The 19,971-nt window shown below is 44.4% G+C and carries 16 protein-coding genes; 8 read left to right on the forward strand and 8 right to left on the reverse strand.

Annotated elements, in window-relative coordinates:
* Positions 1-120: 120 nt before the first annotated feature.
* The 5 genes from vxrA (at position 121) to EA26_RS20470 (ending at position 4,493) form a co-directional block, all read left to right on the forward strand.
* Entirely contained in the window at positions 121-1,575 is a 1,455-nt protein-coding gene (gene vxrA, locus EA26_RS11175) for a sensor histidine kinase VxrA (RefSeq protein ID WP_039427483.1), read from the forward strand.
* Positions 1,550-2,212, forward strand: a complete 663-nt coding sequence (vxrB, locus tag EA26_RS11180; protein ID WP_039427485.1) for a response regulator transcription factor VxrB — start codon at positions 1,550-1,552, stop codon at positions 2,210-2,212. Before vxrA ends, vxrB begins: the two co-directional genes overlap by 26 nt.
* Positions 2,212-3,093 (forward strand): DUF2861 family protein, encoded by an 882-nt coding sequence (locus EA26_RS11185; protein ID WP_039427487.1) that lies wholly within the window; start codon positions 2,212-2,214, stop codon positions 3,091-3,093. The genes vxrB and EA26_RS11185 overlap by 1 nt, the downstream gene beginning before the upstream one ends.
* Before the next feature lie 63 nt (positions 3,094-3,156).
* On the forward strand, positions 3,157-4,287 hold the full coding sequence (locus EA26_RS11190; protein WP_039427489.1) for a conjugal transfer protein TraF: 1,131 nt from the start codon (positions 3,157-3,159) through the stop codon (positions 4,285-4,287).
* 44 nt (positions 4,288-4,331) lie between these two features.
* A complete protein-coding gene (locus EA26_RS20470) occupies positions 4,332-4,493 on the forward strand; it encodes a YoaH family protein (RefSeq protein WP_081946409.1) in 162 nt (53 codons plus the stop codon).
* 853 nt (positions 4,494-5,346) lie between these two features.
* On the opposite strand, the gene yciH is transcribed toward EA26_RS20470, so the two are convergent.
* Together yciH and EA26_RS11200 are read right to left on the reverse strand one after the other, a co-directional pair.
* Positions 5,347-5,661 (reverse strand): stress response translation initiation inhibitor YciH, encoded by a 315-nt coding sequence (gene yciH, locus EA26_RS11195; protein WP_039427491.1) that lies wholly within the window; start codon positions 5,659-5,661, stop codon positions 5,347-5,349.
* Between the two features lie 2 nt (positions 5,662-5,663).
* Positions 5,664-6,038 (reverse strand): DUF3319 domain-containing protein, encoded by a 375-nt coding sequence (locus EA26_RS11200; protein ID WP_039427493.1) that lies wholly within the window; start codon positions 6,036-6,038, stop codon positions 5,664-5,666.
* Positions 6,039-6,140: 102 nt separating this feature from the next.
* Here EA26_RS11200 and EA26_RS11205 point away from each other — a divergent pair, with 102 nt between their 5' ends.
* The gene (locus EA26_RS11205; RefSeq protein WP_039427496.1) at positions 6,141-7,097 is read left to right on the forward strand and encodes a tyrosine-type recombinase/integrase; all 957 of its coding nucleotides are present in this window, start codon (positions 6,141-6,143) and stop codon (positions 7,095-7,097) included.
* Here EA26_RS11205 and EA26_RS11210 read toward each other — a convergent pair.
* Together EA26_RS11210 and EA26_RS11215 are read right to left on the reverse strand one after the other, a co-directional pair.
* Positions 7,094-8,095, reverse strand: coding sequence for a D-alanine--D-alanine ligase (locus EA26_RS11210; protein ID WP_039429030.1), 1,002 nt, complete (start codon positions 8,093-8,095; stop codon positions 7,094-7,096). The two genes, EA26_RS11205 and EA26_RS11210, sit on opposite strands and share 4 nt — an antisense overlap.
* Before the next feature lie 156 nt (positions 8,096-8,251).
* On the reverse strand, positions 8,252-8,827 hold the full coding sequence (locus tag EA26_RS11215) for an SPOR domain-containing protein (protein WP_039427498.1): 576 nt from the start codon (positions 8,825-8,827) through the stop codon (positions 8,252-8,254).
* Positions 8,828-9,052: 225 nt separating this feature from the next.
* Between EA26_RS11215 and EA26_RS11220 the strand changes: the two genes are divergently transcribed.
* Positions 9,053-11,731: a bifunctional acetate--CoA ligase family protein/GNAT family N-acetyltransferase gene (locus EA26_RS11220; protein ID WP_039429032.1), complete on the forward strand. Its 2,679-nt coding sequence runs from the start codon at positions 9,053-9,055 to the stop codon at positions 11,729-11,731.
* A gap of 55 nt (positions 11,732-11,786) precedes the next feature.
* Here the strand turns inward: EA26_RS11220 and EA26_RS11225 are convergent, their stop codons facing one another.
* Positions 11,787-12,674 (reverse strand): LysR family transcriptional regulator, encoded by an 888-nt coding sequence (locus tag EA26_RS11225; protein WP_039427500.1) that lies wholly within the window; start codon positions 12,672-12,674, stop codon positions 11,787-11,789.
* A 232-nt stretch (positions 12,675-12,906) separates the two neighbouring features.
* On the opposite strand from EA26_RS11225, the gene EA26_RS11230 reads away from it, so the two are divergent.
* On the forward strand, positions 12,907-15,045 hold the full coding sequence (locus EA26_RS11230) for a TonB-dependent hemoglobin/transferrin/lactoferrin family receptor (protein WP_039427501.1): 2,139 nt from the start codon (positions 12,907-12,909) through the stop codon (positions 15,043-15,045).
* Between the two features lie 304 nt (positions 15,046-15,349).
* Here EA26_RS11230 and EA26_RS11235 read toward each other — a convergent pair whose 3' ends face one another.
* Genes EA26_RS11235 through EA26_RS11245 form a run of 3 tightly spaced genes read right to left on the reverse strand, consistent with a single transcriptional unit; the run spans position 15,350 to position 19,810 of the window.
* A complete protein-coding gene (locus tag EA26_RS11235) occupies positions 15,350-17,332 on the reverse strand; it encodes a diguanylate cyclase (RefSeq protein WP_039427502.1) in 1,983 nt (660 codons plus the stop codon).
* Positions 17,320-17,835, reverse strand: a complete 516-nt coding sequence (locus EA26_RS11240) for a YfiR family protein (protein WP_039444615.1) — start codon at positions 17,833-17,835, stop codon at positions 17,320-17,322. The genes EA26_RS11235 and EA26_RS11240 overlap by 13 nt, the downstream gene beginning before the upstream one ends.
* A complete protein-coding gene (locus EA26_RS11245; RefSeq protein WP_052079729.1) occupies positions 17,825-19,810 on the reverse strand; it encodes a TonB-dependent receptor plug domain-containing protein in 1,986 nt (661 codons plus the stop codon). The genes EA26_RS11240 and EA26_RS11245 overlap by 11 nt, the downstream gene beginning before the upstream one ends.
* Positions 19,811-19,971 lie beyond the last annotated feature (161 nt).

Below are 19,971 nucleotides of genomic sequence, written 5' to 3' on the forward strand. Positions count from 1 at the left end.
AAACCGACCTTTTTTATAACAAACGAGAACCTCTGCGCGAAATACCAAGCCATGAAAATGTCTATTCTTGTGAATATGTTGTATATTGGAGCCAGATTTCACTGTACTTAACCGTTAATTTTGTTCAATAAGCGTCTTTTTTCACTCATCATTAGCCTTCTGATCCTGCCGCAAATTGCGTTGGCGGATTCGTTGCCAGAGCGCATAGACCGCTTTAGCGAATTATTCGACTTCAATAGCGCAGTTAAAAGTTATGACATCCGTGACATGCAGTCGACTTTTCCTACGCGTTTACTTTCTCCTGAATCCATGCAGCCCCAAACGGCGAGCTACCCACTTAAAGATATTCAACAGCTTTATCAACTGTCTAAGACATGCAACGGAAAGCTGCCTCTCAGTCCATTGATCACTGAGCCCTTAGTGTTTACACGTGCGATGTGTAAAGGTTCAAAGTTGACCTCTCGCTGGTTCTCACGTTCAGCGCTAATTCATCCTGGTGGTGGTACTTATGCGGCAAGATACGTCGAGAAATACCCTGAAGAAAAAGAAACGCTCAAGAAATACATGCATATCCAGGAGCGAGAAGAAGATCAAGGCGATGAATTGCTTACCAGCTTGAAATCAATGAATGAAGAAGCCATAAACGCATTGATTTCCGGGGCAAACATGTTCCTTGAGAAAGATAACCTGTGGCTTCGTCGTGGCGACTACTACTATATTTTTGATAAAGATACTTGGTCAGAAAATGTTGAAAAAGCTGGGTTATCACTGACTTTGGCGCCCGATACTGGGAGCTGCTTCGTGCAAAGAGGCAACATCTGCTGGAATCTTGAAGATCATTCGCAAGTGTTGCGCATTTCAATGATCGTGCTCGTGATTGCCAACATAATGCTTGTAGCAGGTTGGGCGGTTTATCGTTGGAACAGCAAACGACAAGAGATGAAAAGTCGTATGCTGGTACTACAAATTCTCACTCATGAACTTCGTACACCGATCGCCAGTCTATCATTGACCGTTGAAGGGTTTCGTCGAGAGTTTGAGCACTTACCGGAAACCGTTTATGATGAGTTTCGAAGGTTATGCGAAGATACCCGCCGATTAAGACAACTCGCGGAAGCAAGTAAAGATTATCTTCAGTCAGACAATCAGCCTTTAGCGACGGAATGGATACCTTCTGTCGAAGAGTGGCTAATGTTTAAATTGGAAGACCAGTTTCCGGAAGGCGTACAACTTTGCATTGATCGTGATGTCGCAGCAAAAATTAATGTTTATTGGTTGGGAACTTGTGTTGACAATCTTATTCGAAATGCAGTGAAGTATGGTGTTGCGCCTGTCGTTTTGAACGTGAGCACCAGTGACAATAAGTTAGTGATTGAAGTAAAAGACAATGGCGTGTTGACCAGCAAAGACTGGACGCACTTACGTAAGCCATTTGTCAGTAAAAGTGGTTTAGGGCTGGGCCTAACCATTGTTGAATCTATGGTTGGACGAATGGGAGGAAAAATGAAACTCATTGGTCCACCAACTACGTTTATTTTGGAGATACCTTGTGAAACAGACGTTGCTACTCGTTGAAGACGATAAAAATCTGGCAGATGGCCTATTGGTGAGCTTGGAGCAGGCAGGTTACGAGTGTTTGCACGCCGAAAGTATTTCTGAAGTGGAGCCACTTTGGCAGAAAGCGGACTTGGTTATATTGGATAGACAATTGCCAGATGGCGACTCAGTCTCGCATCTCCCTGAATGGAAGAAATCAAAGAACATACCGGTAATTCTGCTCACCGCGTTGGTCACTGTAAAAGATAAAGTGGCCGGATTGGATTCGGGTGCAAATGACTACTTGACAAAACCTTTCGCGGAAGCGGAATTATTCGCCAGAATCCGCGCTCAGTTGCGATCGCCTGAAACATCAGAACAGCTCAATACAGAGCAAGTGGTGACAGAAAATCTGATCATCGATAAATCAACGCGAGAAGTCTTTTTTAACGGTGAGCAAATTACCTTAACGAGAACCGAGTTTGATTTATTGCTGTTTTTAGCGAGCAACTTGGGACGAGTCTTCACTCGAGATGAGTTGCTTGATCACGTCTGGGGCTACAACCATTTTCCAACTACGCGTACAGTAGACACTCATGTACTGCAGCTACGCCAGAAGCTTCCTGGGCTCGAAATTGAAACGCTGCGTGGCGTGGGTTATAAGATGAAAGGCTAATGCGCAGTCTATTCCTTGCTTCTTTCGTTACATCCCTCTTCGTTCAACCAGTCTACGGGGTAGACTGGTTTGAGAAGAATACGCCACTAACTCAAGCTCACAAACATCTTCTGGAAGATGATCTCTCAGGCATGTTTGATTCATTTGTCGAAGTCTGGCAATCATCACCGAATGATACCTTGAAATCCCACCTAAATGAGCTGCTGATCTTATCTTTAGAGCGCGATTGTGGAAAATCACTCACTAAGAAAAAGCTGCCTGTATGGGCAAGCGGCGTCAATATCATCCGACAGACCATCCAAAGTCCCGGGAGAGATACTCACCGACTTGTTATTGATGTGAGATCAACGCTTTCTCTTAGTAATGTGAGTATTACACGCTGGATAGACCGCTCCGTATCGGCAGATAGCCTATTTAATGAAGTCTCTGGTGACGGTGTCACGATGAGAGAAAACGAAAAACGTTACCAAAAGCGCTACAATTTATCAGGAAAACTGGAATCTGGACTTTATCGCCTTCTTATCGAAGCGGAAGATGGTAGTGATTGGAGTGGCTGGGTAATTCTTGGAGAGCCCACGGCTCCTCAATATGTCCGTTGGGCATCGAAAGAGAATTGGAAAGTGGAAAAACGTGCCTTGATGAATCCATATTGCCCACTACCAGAGATGAATGTGGGGCTATATGACTTCGTCAATGGACAATACGAACGGATATGGAACAAGACTTATGAGTCTGACTACCCAGAAAGCCTTGAGCTTGAAGGCATTCCCAATGAACGTTATGTCCTTGCCGTTAGCCTTAACACAAGACGTTGGCAAGGGGACATTATTGTCGAACAGTCTCAAACCATCAGCCGTACCTACGATATTACGCAAGAATAAATGGCTAAATAAATCTTCCTCACTGCCGATACAAAACAAAAAGAAATCTCAGGATTATTTATCATGAAGATGAAAAACCGATATCTCGCAGCTACCATTGCCGCACTATGTGGTTCCTCTGTCGCAAATGCCGCTAATTATGCTATTGAAGCACGAAGTGATGCGATGGGTGGTGTAGGGACAGTGTCTGCCACCTATCTCACCGCTCCTTTCTTTAACCCAGCACTCACTGCCGTGTATCGTAGAAACGATGATGCAGGCATGATCATTCCAAGTTTTGGTATTAGCTATAATGATCCCGATAAACTTGTCGATCAAATAGAAGAGCTTGGCGATCTCATTGCCGCCAGTGATCCCGGTGTGGTCGACGCGTTAAATAATATCAATGGTGACCAGCTCGATTTTGAGATTGGTGGTGTTGTCGCCTTTGGCATCCCAAATAAGTTTCTTTCAGCCACCATCTACGGTAAGGCATACACAGAGTCTTTCGTGACTCCAACAATTGCGCCTGGACCGGATCCTGATAACAGCTACGTGCAAGCCGTAACAGTTGCAGTGACTGAGGTTGGCGTATCGCTTGGTAAGTATCAGACTTTTCTCAACCAACATATGGCATTTGGGGTAACTCCTAAGCTACAGCGAGTTTATACTTATTCCTATGCAGCCACATTTAGTGGCTATGATTCTGGAGATGTGCGCGAAAACGAAACTGCGGAAACCATGTTTAATCTTGATGCAGGAGCGCTCTGGTTTTACGGACCATTTAGAATCGGTGTGGTAGCGAAAAATCTTGTTGGTCGAGATATAAAGACCAAAGAGTACACATTCAATGGGACAAGCCCAGCCACCACAATTACTTCATACGAGTATAGTATGAGGCCGCTTTATACAGTCGGAGCAGGGATCGTCTCTGATTACTTCACACTAAGTGTGGATTACGATCTCAATGAAGAGAAGAAGTTCTCCGCTTTTGATGACAATACACAGATGCTTAGAGCGGGTATTGAGGTTGATCTGCTGCGGCAACTTCAACTAAGGGGAGGTTATATAAAAAATATGGCCCGAGATACTGACGATACGATTACCGCAGGTATTGGCATATCCCCACTAAATCTGTTCGAACTGGATATTTCTGCCCGGTACACCAATGAAAATGCAATGGGTGCATCAATTAATTTCCTTGCGACCTACTAGTCATCTCGCTATAGTCGGCTCCAAAGCAAAGGAGCCGAATTTTTATGTTTGATGATCTGCCACCGCTATCACATCAAGAACAGCAAAAAGCTGTAGAGAGAATCCAGAAACTTATGTCCGAGGGAATGAGTACAGCCCAAGCAATAAAAATCGTTGCAGAGCAGATTAGGGCAGAGTACAAGACTAACGACAAAGCAAGTCACTAGGTACGACCCCACAATAAAACCGAAGTCAAGAAAGCAGAGCCAAAGCGCTCTGCTTTTTTTTGTCAAAAATAACCCAAACACAGTTCAATAGGTAAAACCTATCTTGCCAAAATCTCACGAACCTCGTTGCAAAATACGCCAATCAGTTAAATATGTGTAATTAATTCAATGCGATACGTCAGACTTTAAATCTTAATCAGTACACTGTAACACATATTGTGTAATTAAATTACACGGCTAATTATGAAGAAGATTCCCATGTAGCATATTGTTCTGGCCAAACGTAAAAGTGACAACGTAAGTACTTACACTTCTTTGCAAGTTCGCTCTACGTCTACTGGGTGCTCTCACTCATTGAGCTATCGTCATAGTTCGTACAACAATGAGTAATGTAGGTCACTAGGTAATGAGTTCCTCTGCCTCCGTGTGGCAAGTTATGCATAAAGAGTAGAATCACCGCCCAATGTAATTGTGAGAGCATTTATTTTGATGTCGGTATATAGCTAAGGGTTTCTTCATAGCAGGATAGTTTGCGGAGCATTGGCGCTGCTGACAAGTGACCCTGTCACCCTGCTATCTCAGTGCGTATTATATATCTTATGTTAAATAAGGAATCACTCTAATCTTGTATGCCTGCACTTTTCCCTTAGAACGACGATCGCAATTGAACATAACTGATTTACCATAAAATCCTTAATATAGAACAAAACAATCTGCGTTTGTTTTGTTCTATATTAAAGCTCAAGCGTTTCTGCTAAGGTTCAACGCGGTGGAATGTTTGGATAATATCTTGTTCTGAAAAAAAGGAGCGTTCTGCTCCTTGCGTTTGATTGCTTGTCGAGATAGAAACGTACTATCCGCCTGCTAGTTTAACTTTCATGCCTTTTTTCTCTAGGTATGCTTTAATTTTCTCTCGAACATCACCCTGAATTTCAATGTTTCCGTCTTTGACTGAGCCGCCACAACCGCAGGTTTTCTTCAACTCTGCAGCAAGTAGCTTAAGAGGTGCATCATCAAGATCTAGCCCTGTAATGACACATACACCTTTGCCTTTACGACCTTTGGTTTCGCGCTGGATGCGTACAATACCGTCGCCTTTTGGACGTTGTGCTTTAGTAGGCTCATCTTGCTCAATTCGGCCTGTCTCTGTGGAGTATACAAGAGTCATAACTATTTCTTCTGTTGCTGTTCTGCTTTCTGTTTCGCGACCAAATAGGCTTCAATATGACGTTGGATGGCCGCTTTTGAGCCCTTAATGAGTTTACCATTAAAAAAACAATACCAAGCGTTTGGTTCGCCAGTGTCATTCTTAATGGAAAAACCATTAAAATTTTCTGCTTGAGGTGTTCCTGATTCTAACTTCCTATCTAAAGAAGCAAACTCACGAGGATCAATGATGGATGCGGTGTCACACCACCAGTCAATGCTCTTCTTGACGGCGCTCAAGCTCCCCTGAAGAACATGATTCTTTATTCTTACCTGCCAGACACTGGTGTCATTACCAGCAGACTTTAAGTTAAAACCACGGTAATTTGATATAGCCATGTAACTGAATCATCTATTAATTAAGTCTTACATTAATCATAATTGTAATCAGGCGCTTAGCAAGTATAAAATGCTTATGTTAACGTGTTATAGTGCACTAAAATGAAAAAAAACCTTTTTGCATATACAGATACTACTGAAGTCAAAGAGCTTATCGAACGATTAAGCCAAAGACCCGATCTGGACTTTTTCAATCAGTTCACCCAATTCAAGTATGCCAAAAATTCGCTACTCGCCATACAAAATGATTGGAATCGGTACCTAGATTTCTGTAATCAAGCAAAAATAACCATACTACCCTGCTCTATCGTTGCCATGCGGCGCTTTATTGAAACCGAAGCAAGGGAGAGAAAATATTCATCCATCCGACGTTCATGCGTTCATATCGGCCTAATTCACCAATTGCTCTCATTGGCCAACCCAACCTCACATCGCACGATTCAACTATCACTGAATGAATTGCGCTTAAAAAAAGGCTCAAGCCCAGTTCAAGCCATTGCGTTTACCAAAGAGCACCTTGCTCTATTGCACTCCACTTTATTGAAAAGTAAGAACAACAAAGAGATCCGCGATTGTGCAATCTACTCAATTATGTTTGAGTGCGCCGCAAAACGCTCAGAGTTAAAAGCACTACGATTGGAATCTGTACGAAAAATTGGTGGCACAGTTTCAATTACGATTGGTGATAACGCTTACCAGTTGAGCGAGCTAAGTAGCCTAGCCTGTAAGCGTTGGCTAGAACGCTTACCTGAGGGTGCTCATTACCTTTTTGCCGCGATTGACAAACACGGTAACCTGTCATCAAGCCAACTTGATGATTCTTCGATATTTAGAATCATGCAAAATGCAGGGAAACGATTGGGATTGGATGAGACTTTTTCAGGCCAATCTGGGCGTATTGGTGCGGTAGAGCAACTGCGTACTCAAGGGATGAAAATTAGAGAAATACAAGACTTTGGTCGTTGGCTTAGCCCTGCCATGCCTTATCAGTACGCAGGACGTCAAGGCATGGCACAGCAAGAAATGCTGAAGTTTAAAATAATAAGACCGTGGGATTAAGCTGTGATTGAACGCTCAATGCAGTCTGCAAGATAGTCATGGAACAGATGACCGTTGTGCTGCAACATCTTAGGGAACATCGAGATAGGAGTCATACCAGGGAATGTATTCACTTCATTAAGGTAGATCTCTCCCTCCTCTGTTAAAAAGAAGTCAATCCGAGACAGGTGGCGCAGGTTCATCTGTCTAAATACTTTCTCACTGCATTCACGAATAGTATCGAGTTGTTTTTGAGTTAAATTTGTTGCTTCTACTTCGGTCAAAGAATGGCTGCTAGCGCTGTATTTCTCATCGTAGCTATAAAATGAACCTGCAGGTGCGATGATTTCACCTGGTTTTGAAATATGCAGTTCACCGTTCATTTCGTAAGCTGCGACCTCAAGCTCACGTGGTTTAACCGCTTTTTCTACGAGGACTTGATGAGAGAAAGTAAACGCTTTGTCGATCGCCTCGTCGAGCTCTTCCTGTTTAGTCACGCTGTAACATCCCACAGAAGAGCCCTGTCTCGCCGCTTTAACAAACACTTTTCCCCACTTTGCAAAAGCTTCGGCACTTTTTAAGTGCGCAGTCTGATCATTTTTAGTCAAAAAGAGGTACGGAGTATTGGGAATGCCGATGGCATCATACCAAAGCTTTGACGTGATTTTATTAAAGCTATTGCTACTCGCTTCTGGACCACAACCGAAATAAGGAATATTGGCAAGTTCAAACAGAGATTGGATATCTCCTGTCTCACCAGGATAACCATGGATACAAGGCACGATGAAGTCAATCTTTATGACATCGCTAGCATAGTCGCTTTTAATGCTATTGGTGTGGATATCTAGGTAAACTAGATTGCCTTGCTGATCAAACCAACCTTCATTTTTGATTTCAACTTTGCAAACGTTCACGCCTTCAATGAGGTTCAATTGCTGCTCAAGAAAGCCGGCTGAAAGCAGCGAAATCTCATGCTCTGATGAGCCTCCGCCACACAGAAGTAGGATGTTTCTCTTCATTTGAATAATCTGATCCGTGATAAAGGACATGCTTACTCAATGATAGCGATATAACGTGAGAGGTACAGTTATTTATCGGCAAATAGTTAACGAGACAAGCTTAAGTGCGTATTTGTTAGGCAAAGGAGCCATGTTATGGCTCCTTGAACCCTGACATTAGTTTAATTTATTCAGCGTTGGGTAATCCGAGTTTTTGATCGAGTCGATGCTCTTCACGAAAGGTTTTAGGTCTTTAAACTCTTGAGGAAGATTGGCAATGGCTTTTTTAGCCTCAGTACTGGTGGCGAAATCGCCGTACAAAATGGTAAACCATTTAGTCCCATTGACGACCTTGTAGTTTTCCCAAATCGGTTGTTCATTTTTGGGCAGACGTGAGGCAAAGTAATCCACCTTCGATTGTGTGCCAACAGCCATCACCTGAATGGTGTAGCCGAAACGTTGTAACTGATCACGTTGTTTTTTGCTTGGTGGAACAATTTTTACCGCTTTGGGGCGTTCGGTTTGCGGGCTGAGTTTGACAACGGCTTTTTCTTCAACCGGAGTTTCAACTTTCACCATTGGCTGCGGCAGATTTGTCTCTTGAACCACATCCTGTTGGGCCATCAAAGGCTCAGGGATGGTATCCATTTTAAACTCTTCACGGTGGCTTTCTGAGGTCACATTGGTGACGTAATCACCAGATGAACAAGCAGAAAGCAACACAGACAAGGTAACGATTGCAACTTTTTTCATGGAATGGCTCAGCTCTATACAAATTTACTGTAAATCATGCCGATAGCGTAGATGAGAATCAAGCGTCTATCTGCATAAACTGGTTGTAACATGTGATTTGCAACACAAAGTGTCTACCACTCGCCGATTTAGTAAGCATAGTTGTACTTGGGTAAGTTTCACTCAGGTTATTTTTGTTTATCATGCTATTGATCTGACTTCTTAAGCTTTTTAGGAGAGATGTGGGTGAACAAGCTACAAAAGTTATTTAAACCAACGTCGATTGCAGTTATTGGGGCGTCACAACGTAACTTAAGCGCAGGCAACATCGTCATGAAGAATCTGCTACAAAGTGGCTTCGAAGGTGCAATTATGCCAGTTACGCCCAAATATCGCTCGGTGGCGGGCGTGTTGGCCTACTCTTCAGTGGCTTCGCTACCATTTGCGGCCGATGTCGCGATTCTCTGTACCCGCTCTGAACGGAACGTGGAAATTTTTAAGCAGTTAGCCGAAGCAGGGACCGAGTTTGTCATTGTCCTCGCTTCAGATACGGATTACCCGCATCATGAAGAGGCATCGGTCGCCGACGCGTGCTTAGCCATCGCCAGAGAACATCAGATGAGAATTCTCGGCCCAAATAGTCTTGGGCTTATCTTACCTTGGCAAAAATTCAACGCGTCTTTTTCTCCATCGACAGCAAAGCCAGGCAAAATTGCCTTTGTTTCTCAATCTGCGGCGGTATGCACGACCGTTCTTGACTGGGCAAATGATAAAGAGATCGGCTTTTCTGCGTTTGTCTCTGTAGGCAATGGGTTGGATATCGACTTTGACGAACTGCTTGACTACTTTAGTACCGACAGTAAAACAGATGCCATTCTGCTCTATCTTGATTCAATCACTGACGCGAGGCGCTTTATGTCTGCCGCGCGAGCCGCTTCGCGTAACCGACGCATCCTTGTGCTCAAAGGGGGGCGCTCACCGCATGGCAGACGCGCATTGAATAAACCCAGTGCTGATACGTTAGATATTGTTTACGATTCCGCCATCAGGCGCAGTGGTATGTTGCGCGTACACAACACGCATGAACTTTTCGCTGCGGTTGAAACCTTGACGCATTCTGTTCCCCTACGCGGCGAGCGGCTTGCGATTATAACCAACGGCGCTGGTCCTGCTTTGATGGCGGTCGATACGCTGCTTGAGCGAGGCGGTCAGTTGGCGACCTTACCCGAAGATATCAATAACTTACTTTCATCCATTCTTCCGACTAGCTGGTCTCGTTCCAACCCTATCGATGTGGTGGGCGACGCGGATAAACTCCGTTACGTCAAAACGATCAATGCCATTTTAGATAGCGACTGCGCTGATGCGCTACTGATCATGCACAGTCCTTCAGCGGTCTCAGATTCGGTCGAAACAGCCGAAGCGATTATTGCTGCGATCAAAGCGCACCCTCGACACAAGCGCTTTAATATTCTAACTAATTGGTCAGGCGAACAGACAGCCAAACCGGCTAGGTTACTTTTTACTAAGGCCGGCATCCCAACTTATAGAACGCCAGAAAGTGCCGTGGTCGCATTCATGCACCTCGTCGAGTATCGCAGAAACCAGAAGCAACTGATGGAAACGCCTACCACTGCTGAGCCTTTACATATTGCAGACGTAAATGCCGCTAAAGAGTGGGTAGAGCAACAGCTAAGTGAAAAACCGCAGGTCAGTTTAGACACGCATCAACTCGGAACGCTACTAAAGCTGTTTAATTTCGACGTACTGCCAACTTGGATTGCAGGAGACACCAGTGAAGCCGTACATATTGCCGAGCAAATTGGTTACCCTGTAGCGGTTAAATTACGCTCTCCCGATATTGCCCATAAATCGGATGTGCAAGGCGTCATGCTCAATCTACGCAATAGTCAAGAAGTGGCTTCCGCGGCTGACGCCATTTTAGACCGCACCAAGCTCTCCTATCCGGCGGCGAGAATTCATGGTTTGTTGGTGCAAGGCATGGCAAAACTGGCTGGCGGAGAAGAAATTCGCGTCAAAGTGATCACAGATAAAGTCTTTGGCCCGGTTATTTTGCTTGGCCAAGGAGGTTCTGAATGGAGCGAGTCGCGTGATGCCTCCGCTGCGCTTCCACCGCTGAACATGAGCTTGGCAAGATACTTGATCGTTCGGGCTATCAAAGAAGGCCATATTCGTTTGCAGAAACTGCCGGAGCCCATGGATGTGTTAGGGCTGGCGAAATTCTTAGTTAGGATCTCTCAAATGGTGGTTGAACTGCCACAAATCAAAGAGTTGGATATCCATCCCGTTTTGGCAAATGGTGAACACTTTACTATCTTAGACGCCGATTTGACCCTAGAACACCATGCGGGTAATGGCCAGGAGCGTCTAGCAATTCGTCCTTTTCCCGCCGAGTTTGTTGAGACGGTGACGCTGAAAGATGGCGAAGTGATTTTACTGCGCCCTATTTTGCCGGAAGATGAACCGCAGCATGCGGGCTTTATCAGTAAAGTCTCCAAAGAAGACCTCTATAAACGGTTTTTTAGCGATGTCGGTGAGTTCAATCACGAAGCGCTGGCTAACTTAACCCAAATCGACTATGACCGGGAAATGGCCTTTGTCGCTATCTCCTTTAGTGAAGGCGAAGCGAGGATCATCGGCGTATCACGTGCGTTGATCAACCCTGAAAATACCGAAGCGGAATTTGCCATTTTGATCCGCTCGGATCTAAAAGGTAAAGGGCTCGGCAATGTATTGATGACGAAGATCATCGACTATTGCCGTGCGAAAGGTACTCAGCGTATGACAGGTATCACTATGCCAACCAACCGAGGTATGCTGATGCTGGCACAGAAAATGGGCTTTGCGCTTGATGTCCATTTTGAAGATGGCACTGCTGACATGGTGTTGCCACTTAATCCTTGAAAAAACCTTACCCATTAAAGGCTTAGGTGCGGGAGAAGATTTGCCGCTCTCCCGCTTATTTCAACTTCCAGTGCTTTTTCAAATGCTGAATACACCACGACTTGGCTTCACCCATTTGATTGCGTTTCCAACCTAGCACAATGTTCATCGTCTTAGTTTCACTGCCGGAGATCTCTTTCAGCAAACCTTGTTCAATTAAGGGTATCGCCATGCTGCTAGGTAAGGTGCCAATGCCTAACCCTGCAATCAAGGCATCGATTTTTGCTTGCAGATTGGTTACGGTTAAACGTGGTTGCTTTTGGATCACGTTGACGCTTAGCGCTGGCTGCTCACGGGCCGTATCGGCAATGGCAATGATGCGGTGTTTTTCTCTCACGGTGTCATCAAACTGCCCACTTCGATTGTGAATATAGTGGTTTGCCGCGGCTACCCAAATCATCGACATCTTGCCAATCAATTCGGTTTTTACATCGTGAGGAACCACGTCCAGTGCGGGACAGACTAACAAGTCGGCTCGTCCAGATTGTAAGGCTTCCCAACACCCCGCTAAGATTTCTTCTTGTAACCTGACTCTCGTTTTGCTCACGTTGCCCAGCGCTTCGACTAAAGGGAAAAAGTGGTTTACTGAGATAATGCCATCGTAAGCAATCGTGATGTCTAACTCCCATCCGTTCGCCAATAAAGTGGCGTCGTTGACTAACTTTTCAGTCGCACCAAGGATCGTGCGCCCTCTCTCCAAGATCAAACGCCCCGCCTCAGTAAAGTTTGCCTTGTGACCGGATCGATCAAAGATCATGATGTCTAGCTCTTGCTCTAACTTCTGGATCTGATAGCTGAGCGAGGATGGCGCCCTATCAAGCTCATTGGCCGCGGCGGCAAAACTTCCGCGCCTTTCGATGGCATCAAGGATATGTAGCGCTTCTAATGTTATCGGACTTTGCACAAACACCTCTTTTAAATGTGATCAAAATCAATTTTCTGAGTTTTATAGAATCACACATTAATTCATCTGAAAATCAATCTATTCATATGATTTTAAAAGAATATTTACCATTTTAGTACTCATTGTAGATAAATATGCGCCACACTTTATTCATGAGAATGATAGCAATTATCATTAGCATCCAATATTATTGCGCCGTTAAATCGCCTACGATGGATTTTAAGGTAGTAAAATGTATAACAAAACGTTTCTTTCAGCCTCAATACTATTAGCTCTCTCTGCTTCAGTACAAGCAGAAGAATATGGATTATTCGATGAGATTGTTGTTTCTGCTACTAGGACAAATCAAACCATCGACTCAGTGGCGGCTTCTGTCGCCGTAGTAACAGAGGAACAGCTCGAAGAAAATATGACAAAAAATGTCAGTGATGTCTTTGAGTATGTCCCAGGCGTTACAGTTAACTCATCTCAGCGTCAGGGTGTACAAAATATAAACATCCGCGGTATGGAAGGAAAACGAGTAAAGATTATAGTTGATGGTGCTTCTCAGCCGGGTGTGTTTTCAGGTGGACCATATGAGTTTATCAATTCAAGTGCTGTGACGGTTGAACCTGACATGCTAAAAAGTGTGGAGGTCGTGAAAGGAGCCGCATCAAGTCTTCACGGCAGTGACGCTATTGGCGGTGTCGTCGCATTTGAAACAAAAGATCCCAAAGATTTTTTAAAAGACGGAAAAGACCGTGGCGGCCAAGTCAAAGTGACCTACTCTTCTGAAGATAATTCTTTTAGCGAACACGTTGCTGTCGCTAAACGTTTCGAAAGCCTTGAAGCATTAGTGGCTTATACCCGAAGAGATGGCGAGGAACTTGATAACTTTGCCAAAGCGCCTTACACCGATTACGCAGTTGAATCTCAGAATTACGCAAACAATGACCTTCTCATTAAACTGCAATCACAACTTAGTGATGCTCACCGTATTGAGTTCACTGGAGAAGTAATTTACAACCAAATCGACTCAGATATTGCCAATAAGTCTTACCAAAACTTTAATAGTGAAGATTCCACCAAGCAAAATCGGATCGCTCTGAAGCACATTTGGTTCGCCGACAGTTCCGTGGCTGATACGGTAACGTCCCGCCTAACTTGGCTAAGTAAGAAAGAAAATGGCGTGACCAACCGATTCAAAGCCGCCAGTGCTGGAGTGCCGCCATGGGTTCCACCAAATAACGATAACCAGCAAAAGAAAGATTACAACTATACGGAAGATAAACTTGAGTTTGAAAGTCAGTTAGACAAAGAACTGGGTAAACACTATTTCGTTTATGGCTTGAGTGCAAAACAGAGCGACATAAGCAACATCAATCGCGAATATAACTCCGATCCAAGCACGGATGATCAAATCTATGTTTATACACCAGATGCTAAAGAACAAAGTATTGGTCTATTTTTTCAAGATGAAATTTCGTTGCTGAGCGAAAAACTGATTGTTACACCAGGAATCCGATACGACTATTTCTTAACCGATCCTTCAAATACGTCAGTAGAGTCCTTCGAGAAATTTAGTGATTCTGCAATTACAGGACGGGTTGGTGCTACCTATCGTTTAACGGCTCCTGGGACCATTTTTGCCCAAATTAGCCAAGGGTTTAGAGCTCCTGCGTTTGATGAACTCTATTATACTTACGACAATCCAGCCCATGGTTACGTAAATAAACCGAACCCCAATTTGGGCTCTGAGAAGAGTTTATCTTACGAGCTAGGTTATAGACATAACACTACATCTTCTGCGTCCGAAATCGCACTATATTATAGCGATTATAAAGACTTCATTGAGCAGACATCGTCTAACGTTGATGGATTGACAGAATATACCAATATAAACATTGATGAAGCACAGATTAAAGGTATTGAAGTCAGTAATATGCTTGATTGGCATCAGATCGCGGGGCTCCCTGCAGGAATCTCGACCAAAGTTATAGCGGCCTATACGAAAGGTGAAGATGGAAAAGGCAATCCATTAAATAGTGTTAATCCTTGGAACGCTGTTGCTGCATTCAATTACGACTCTCCTACTTCTGGTTGGGGAACGAGTCTAAAGGTTAACTATACTGCGAGCAAATCACAGAGAGACATCAACTCAAACAGCGCTGAAGGTGGAATTAGTGGACAAGTATCTATTCCAAGCGCAACTGTTGTTGATCTAACCGCTTACTTTAAACCTATGAATGATTTGACACTTCGCGCTGGAGTAATGAATCTGACTAACGAGGAATATTATTCATGGAACGACATTCGTGGGAAAAAGTCATTAACCAAAGATTACACTCAGGCGGAACGCAATTTTAGCCTCAGCGTAAAATACGAGTTTTGATTCACCAGATAAAAAAAGCCAGCAACCGCTGGCTTTTTTACACTCTATTTTTAAAAGAAAGAAAAAAGTTAGGAAAAATAAAGCGTTACTGTTTTGCCATCTCTTTTTTAACCATTACAGCGGATGCAACGATAAAAGCAATGATAAGCGCAAGTTCCATGAAATCCTCAGAGTTGAAATAGTTGAGCAAAAAACAATCCGCCTAAGTCTATCACTCACCACTCAATAAGCTACCTATTTGCACTTAAGTTGCGGTTTTTCCGATTGAGATCAAAGTTTATTCCGAAGTCTGAGAAAATGAGCTTCACTCACTTGCTGCAGCGCCTATCACAATAGCCTGCCCTTTCCCGGCTTTTTTCGCTCGGTACATCGCGGTATCGGCACTTTTCAGGATGTTATCCATGTCTTTCTCATTTGAACCGATCAGCTTTACTCCGATACTACAGCCGACTTGCAGTGTTTGGTTTTTGTATTCAATCGGTCTACAGATACTTTGTAACAAACGCTCGGTCAACTGAGTGACTGATTGCTGACTGGCAGGTTTGATAAGTAAAACAAACTCATCACCGGACAGTCGGGCAACCAGATCGCTACTGCGTACTTCTTGTTGCAAGCGAGTGGAAATAACGCGCAGTACTTCGTCGCCAGCATCATGACCGAAGGTGTCATTGACCTGTTTAAAGCCATCTAGATCCATATAAAGTAGCGCTAGCTCTTTATTTGAGTAAGTGGATGAGCGAAGTTCCTCTTCCAATATGCGATGTAGTTTAGAACGATTGGCAAGCCCCGTGAGTGCATCGTGATGTGCGAGGTACTCTAAACGCTCCATTTCTTTCGCATCAGAGAGATCTGACAAGATGATGACCATGTCATACACCTCTTCCTGATCCACTTTTTTCACGATATGACTGACTTTGGCAAACATGGGTACTAAGGTGCCATTAAGGTGTTTCTCCCACACTTCCCCTTGCCATTGTCCGTAATGGGACAAAGATTCTTGAATGGTTGGCATCAGCGATTGCAGCTGTTTCCAGTGGAACACTTGCAGAAAAGAGCGACCAACTAAAGTGTCACTGCTGTAACCAAGCATATGCGTGAGCGCTGGGTTACACATAGTAATCACGCCATTGTGATCAAGAACAATCAGGCCATCTTGGCTGTGTTCAAACACCCCCGCGGCAATACGTTGGCGGTTCATCGCCGCCTCTATCTCAGTAACATCTTGAATGGCAAAGAGCGTTGCACCTCGGTTACTTAGAGAGCGTGAGGAAATTTGCAGCAGTTGAACACTTTGATCGGCTTTTTTACAAGAGAGCAAATAATCATCCAACACTCGCTTTTGCTCTATGGCCGCGATGAGCACCTCTTTCTCTTCCGTCTGAATCAAGTCGGTTAAAGTGTTGTTTTCCACCGCCGCAAGAGAAATCGGGAAAATCTCTTTACTGGCCGCATTACTGTGCAAAATAACACCGTCATGATTCACAACCAGCAACGCATGTTGAACCGTTTCAATCACTTCATTGGCAAAGGCTTTCTCTTTTTCTAAACGATCTAAGGTGTAATGGACTTGGCTGTCTCGCTGAGCCAGCCGTTTCACCATGGTATTAAATGCGTCAATGAGAGCGCCAATTTCATCATCCGCTTTGGGTTTGAGGTTGGGCCTTTTAAGGCGGTGTTCCACAAAAGCTTGCATCGAGTCGTGTAAAGAGTACACCGGCTCCAAAATGAATTTTTGCACGATGAGGTACAGCAGTGCGCCAGTAGGAAGCAGCATAAAAAGGAACACGATGCTGCTTTCGATTAACTTATTGATGATCTGTTCAAAGGCTTGGTTTGATACTGTAATTCTAAGCGATGCTATCTTACCTTCATTCATTTCAACTGGTACTAAAAGGTAGAGATACTTGCCAGCAACAAGGTGGCCTTTCTTCTGCAAAGCGTCTCTTTGGGCTTGATCGGGAATCGGAGCCTCATCAGCTTGCGCTTCATAAATAGAGAACAACTGCTCATTCAGATCAAATAGCTTCACCCGCAAAATAGCCGGATCGGCGTTAAATGCCGACAGCACTTCGCTGGCTGCCAACGAGTCATCAAACAACACTGCCGCTTGCAGGTTAAACGCCACCCCTTTGGCCAAAATGGAGACACGATCGATCAGGTTCTTCTGTTCATTCTGATAATTGACAAAAAAATGAAAACCTTGCGCGAAGATAAATATAAAGGTGACGAAAATTAATATTGGCACCAGCAACTTATGCCGTATAGAGAGGTTTTTTAGTGAAGGCATAGTGCAGCCTCCTTGACGCTGGCAAGTCGCAACAAACTCGACCCTATGGTGTAACGCTCACTAACCAAATTCTGCGAACAGATCAGCGGTTTTATCCTGCCCTCGTTCTCTTGCAGTGCGATGATCCCTCCGTCACTTAGAAAGTGGCTTTGAGAACTAATTGTGACCGCGTAACTACCAACACTACGCACCCGCTCGCTTGTGAGTGGCTTACCATAATAGACAATGTCACACTGTTTATCCGTTGCGTTTACTAAGACAAGGGCCAAGTCGCGGATAGTTTTTCCTTCAATCACTTTTGCTAAGGTTTGCTTTACTTTGTCATCATCTTGGACACAAAAGTAGATGTGCGTTTTACTCGGTTCTTCATTCCAAAAAACAAAATTGCTGATCTGGTAGATATACACCGCCACCACTTCATGTGGTTGGAATTTGTTTGCTTGAGCCAAAAACGGGCAAAGCGATGCTATCAACCCGCAAAGCAGGCGGATTTTAAAATTCATAGCTGAGCCTCAAATAATGTATTTGTTCACTTTTAAATCGAGACACGGTATTGAGATCATCGGCACTGCCAACGCCACCTAAATTTTGCACCACTACCTCGACTTTAGGGTAACTAGGGGCGTATTGCCAAGACAGCCTCATATCTAAAGTGACAACATCATCTAAAGAAATGTTCTTATTTTCCCAATGCTGATAATAAATGGTGCTATCCCATTGCAGCTGTTTGTTGATGTCCCAAAGCAGTTGTAATGACAACAAATGCTGCTGTTCGATACTCGCCCAGAGCGCAGAAGCACCGTTGGAATAATCACCACCCTGCCAATCGAGATTGAGATGGAGGTAACTGTAGGCTGCGTAAACTCGCGTATCGCCCCTCACGCACCACTCTGCTGCCAGTTCAACGCCATGCGATGTGCCTTGGTAGTCATCGGTGGTAAACGCATTAATAATATCCCCTGCGTCGAAGGAGTCGACCATCACCACATTGTCGTGCAGCGAATAGTAGGCGGTCATATCTAAACTGATCTGGGGATGATAAGTGATTCGATAGCCAAGCTCGTAGCTTACCACTGACTCCGTTTTCAGTTGGTCGCTAGGGTTCACCACCACCTGTTTCGGCGTTGCATCGTAGTAAACAAAGTAAGAATTGCTGTCGATATAAGACGGCGCAACCACCGCTCTGCCTACGCCAGCCCAAATCTGCTGACTCTCAGAAAAGCTATACATAGCACGCAATTGAGGCGAGATTTCCAAAGCGGACGTCTGGCTAAAATACTCAGCTTTGACACCCAAGGTGGTGCTGAAGTTTTCGCGCCACTGTTTATCTATTTGCCCATAAGCATTAAAAATTTGCTCATGAGCGCGGCGCACATCATAGACACGGTACAAAATATCAACGTTATTCTCGTCCCACTCGGACAATTGTGCGCCAGAAAAATCAAGTTTTATGAAGCGTGCCCCAGCGCCAACTTGCCACTGTGTCTCACTATCTGAGTAATCGAAGTAGTTGGTATCAAGATCAAGAGTCGTGTACTTACCGGGCGCATCTTTAGCGTTGTCCTTGTTGTAATCAAACCACAAGGAACTCTCCCACTTCACTCCTTCGACCAGATATTGTGCATATTGCAGTTGACCAAAAGCACTTGTCGCCTGAACGTCAAGTTCCTTAGGTCCCCATTGACTCCCGTTCCAGTAGTACCAGTCGCGTTCATAACCATATTGATTGGCCCCAGCACGAAAGGTAATATCGCGATTTTCTTCACTATGGGCAAACAAAACGCCACCCGTCTGGTTGAGCCATGTCTCGCTGTCATAAGAGAGATCCGAGCGGTTACTTTTCTGCTTGTAGAATACCCGCCCTTGCGTCTCTCCGCTGATAGAAAAGCCTTGCCTCACGCCAAGCCCGTAGTCTTGCTTATTGCTGTAATTCCCTTCAACTAAGCTAGAAAGTGTGGATTCGGCGCGTTTAGTAATGATGTTCACCACACCATTGACAGCATTGCCTCCCCAAATACTACCCGAAGGCCCTCGCAGCACTTCAATACGATCAATATCAGCGAGCAGATAATCAATGCCAGGCCAATACACGCCACCATAGACCGGGCTGTAAACCGTTCTGCCATCGATCAAAACCAACAGCTTGTTGTATAAACCGCCGTGAAATCCTCTTGCTGAAACATACCACTCTGTTTCTGAGAATTTGCTGACACGTAAACCGGGAACAAGCTTAAGCGCTTCGGGGATGGTACGAACGCCGCTGCGCGCAATTCGCTCACCGCTTAACACGTAAACTGAGGCAGGAATATCGGAAAGCTTTTGCGCGGTCTTGGCGACGGTTTGTACTTCCACTTCCAGCATGCCTAACTCTTCAAGGCTCATATCCATGAGTTGTTTGAGAGCGTCTGTTCGACTGTTGGCATACACTGGATATGACATCAGGCAGATTAGATTGATTAGTGTTGCAATATTTTTCATATCAAGCTCGCCTGAACCTATTATTTTTACTACTGATTATTGCCACAAATCCCAAGCTCTACCGCAGATAGAAAACGTTTAATTGGCAAAGGATGATGTGGATCACTGTCATGACGGATTTTTTAAGACAACTTACACCAATTAACGGCAAGGACGGTTGA

Source organism: Vibrio navarrensis (genome assembly GCF_000764325.1).
GTDB classification, from domain to species: domain Bacteria; phylum Pseudomonadota; class Gammaproteobacteria; order Enterobacterales; family Vibrionaceae; genus Vibrio; species Vibrio navarrensis.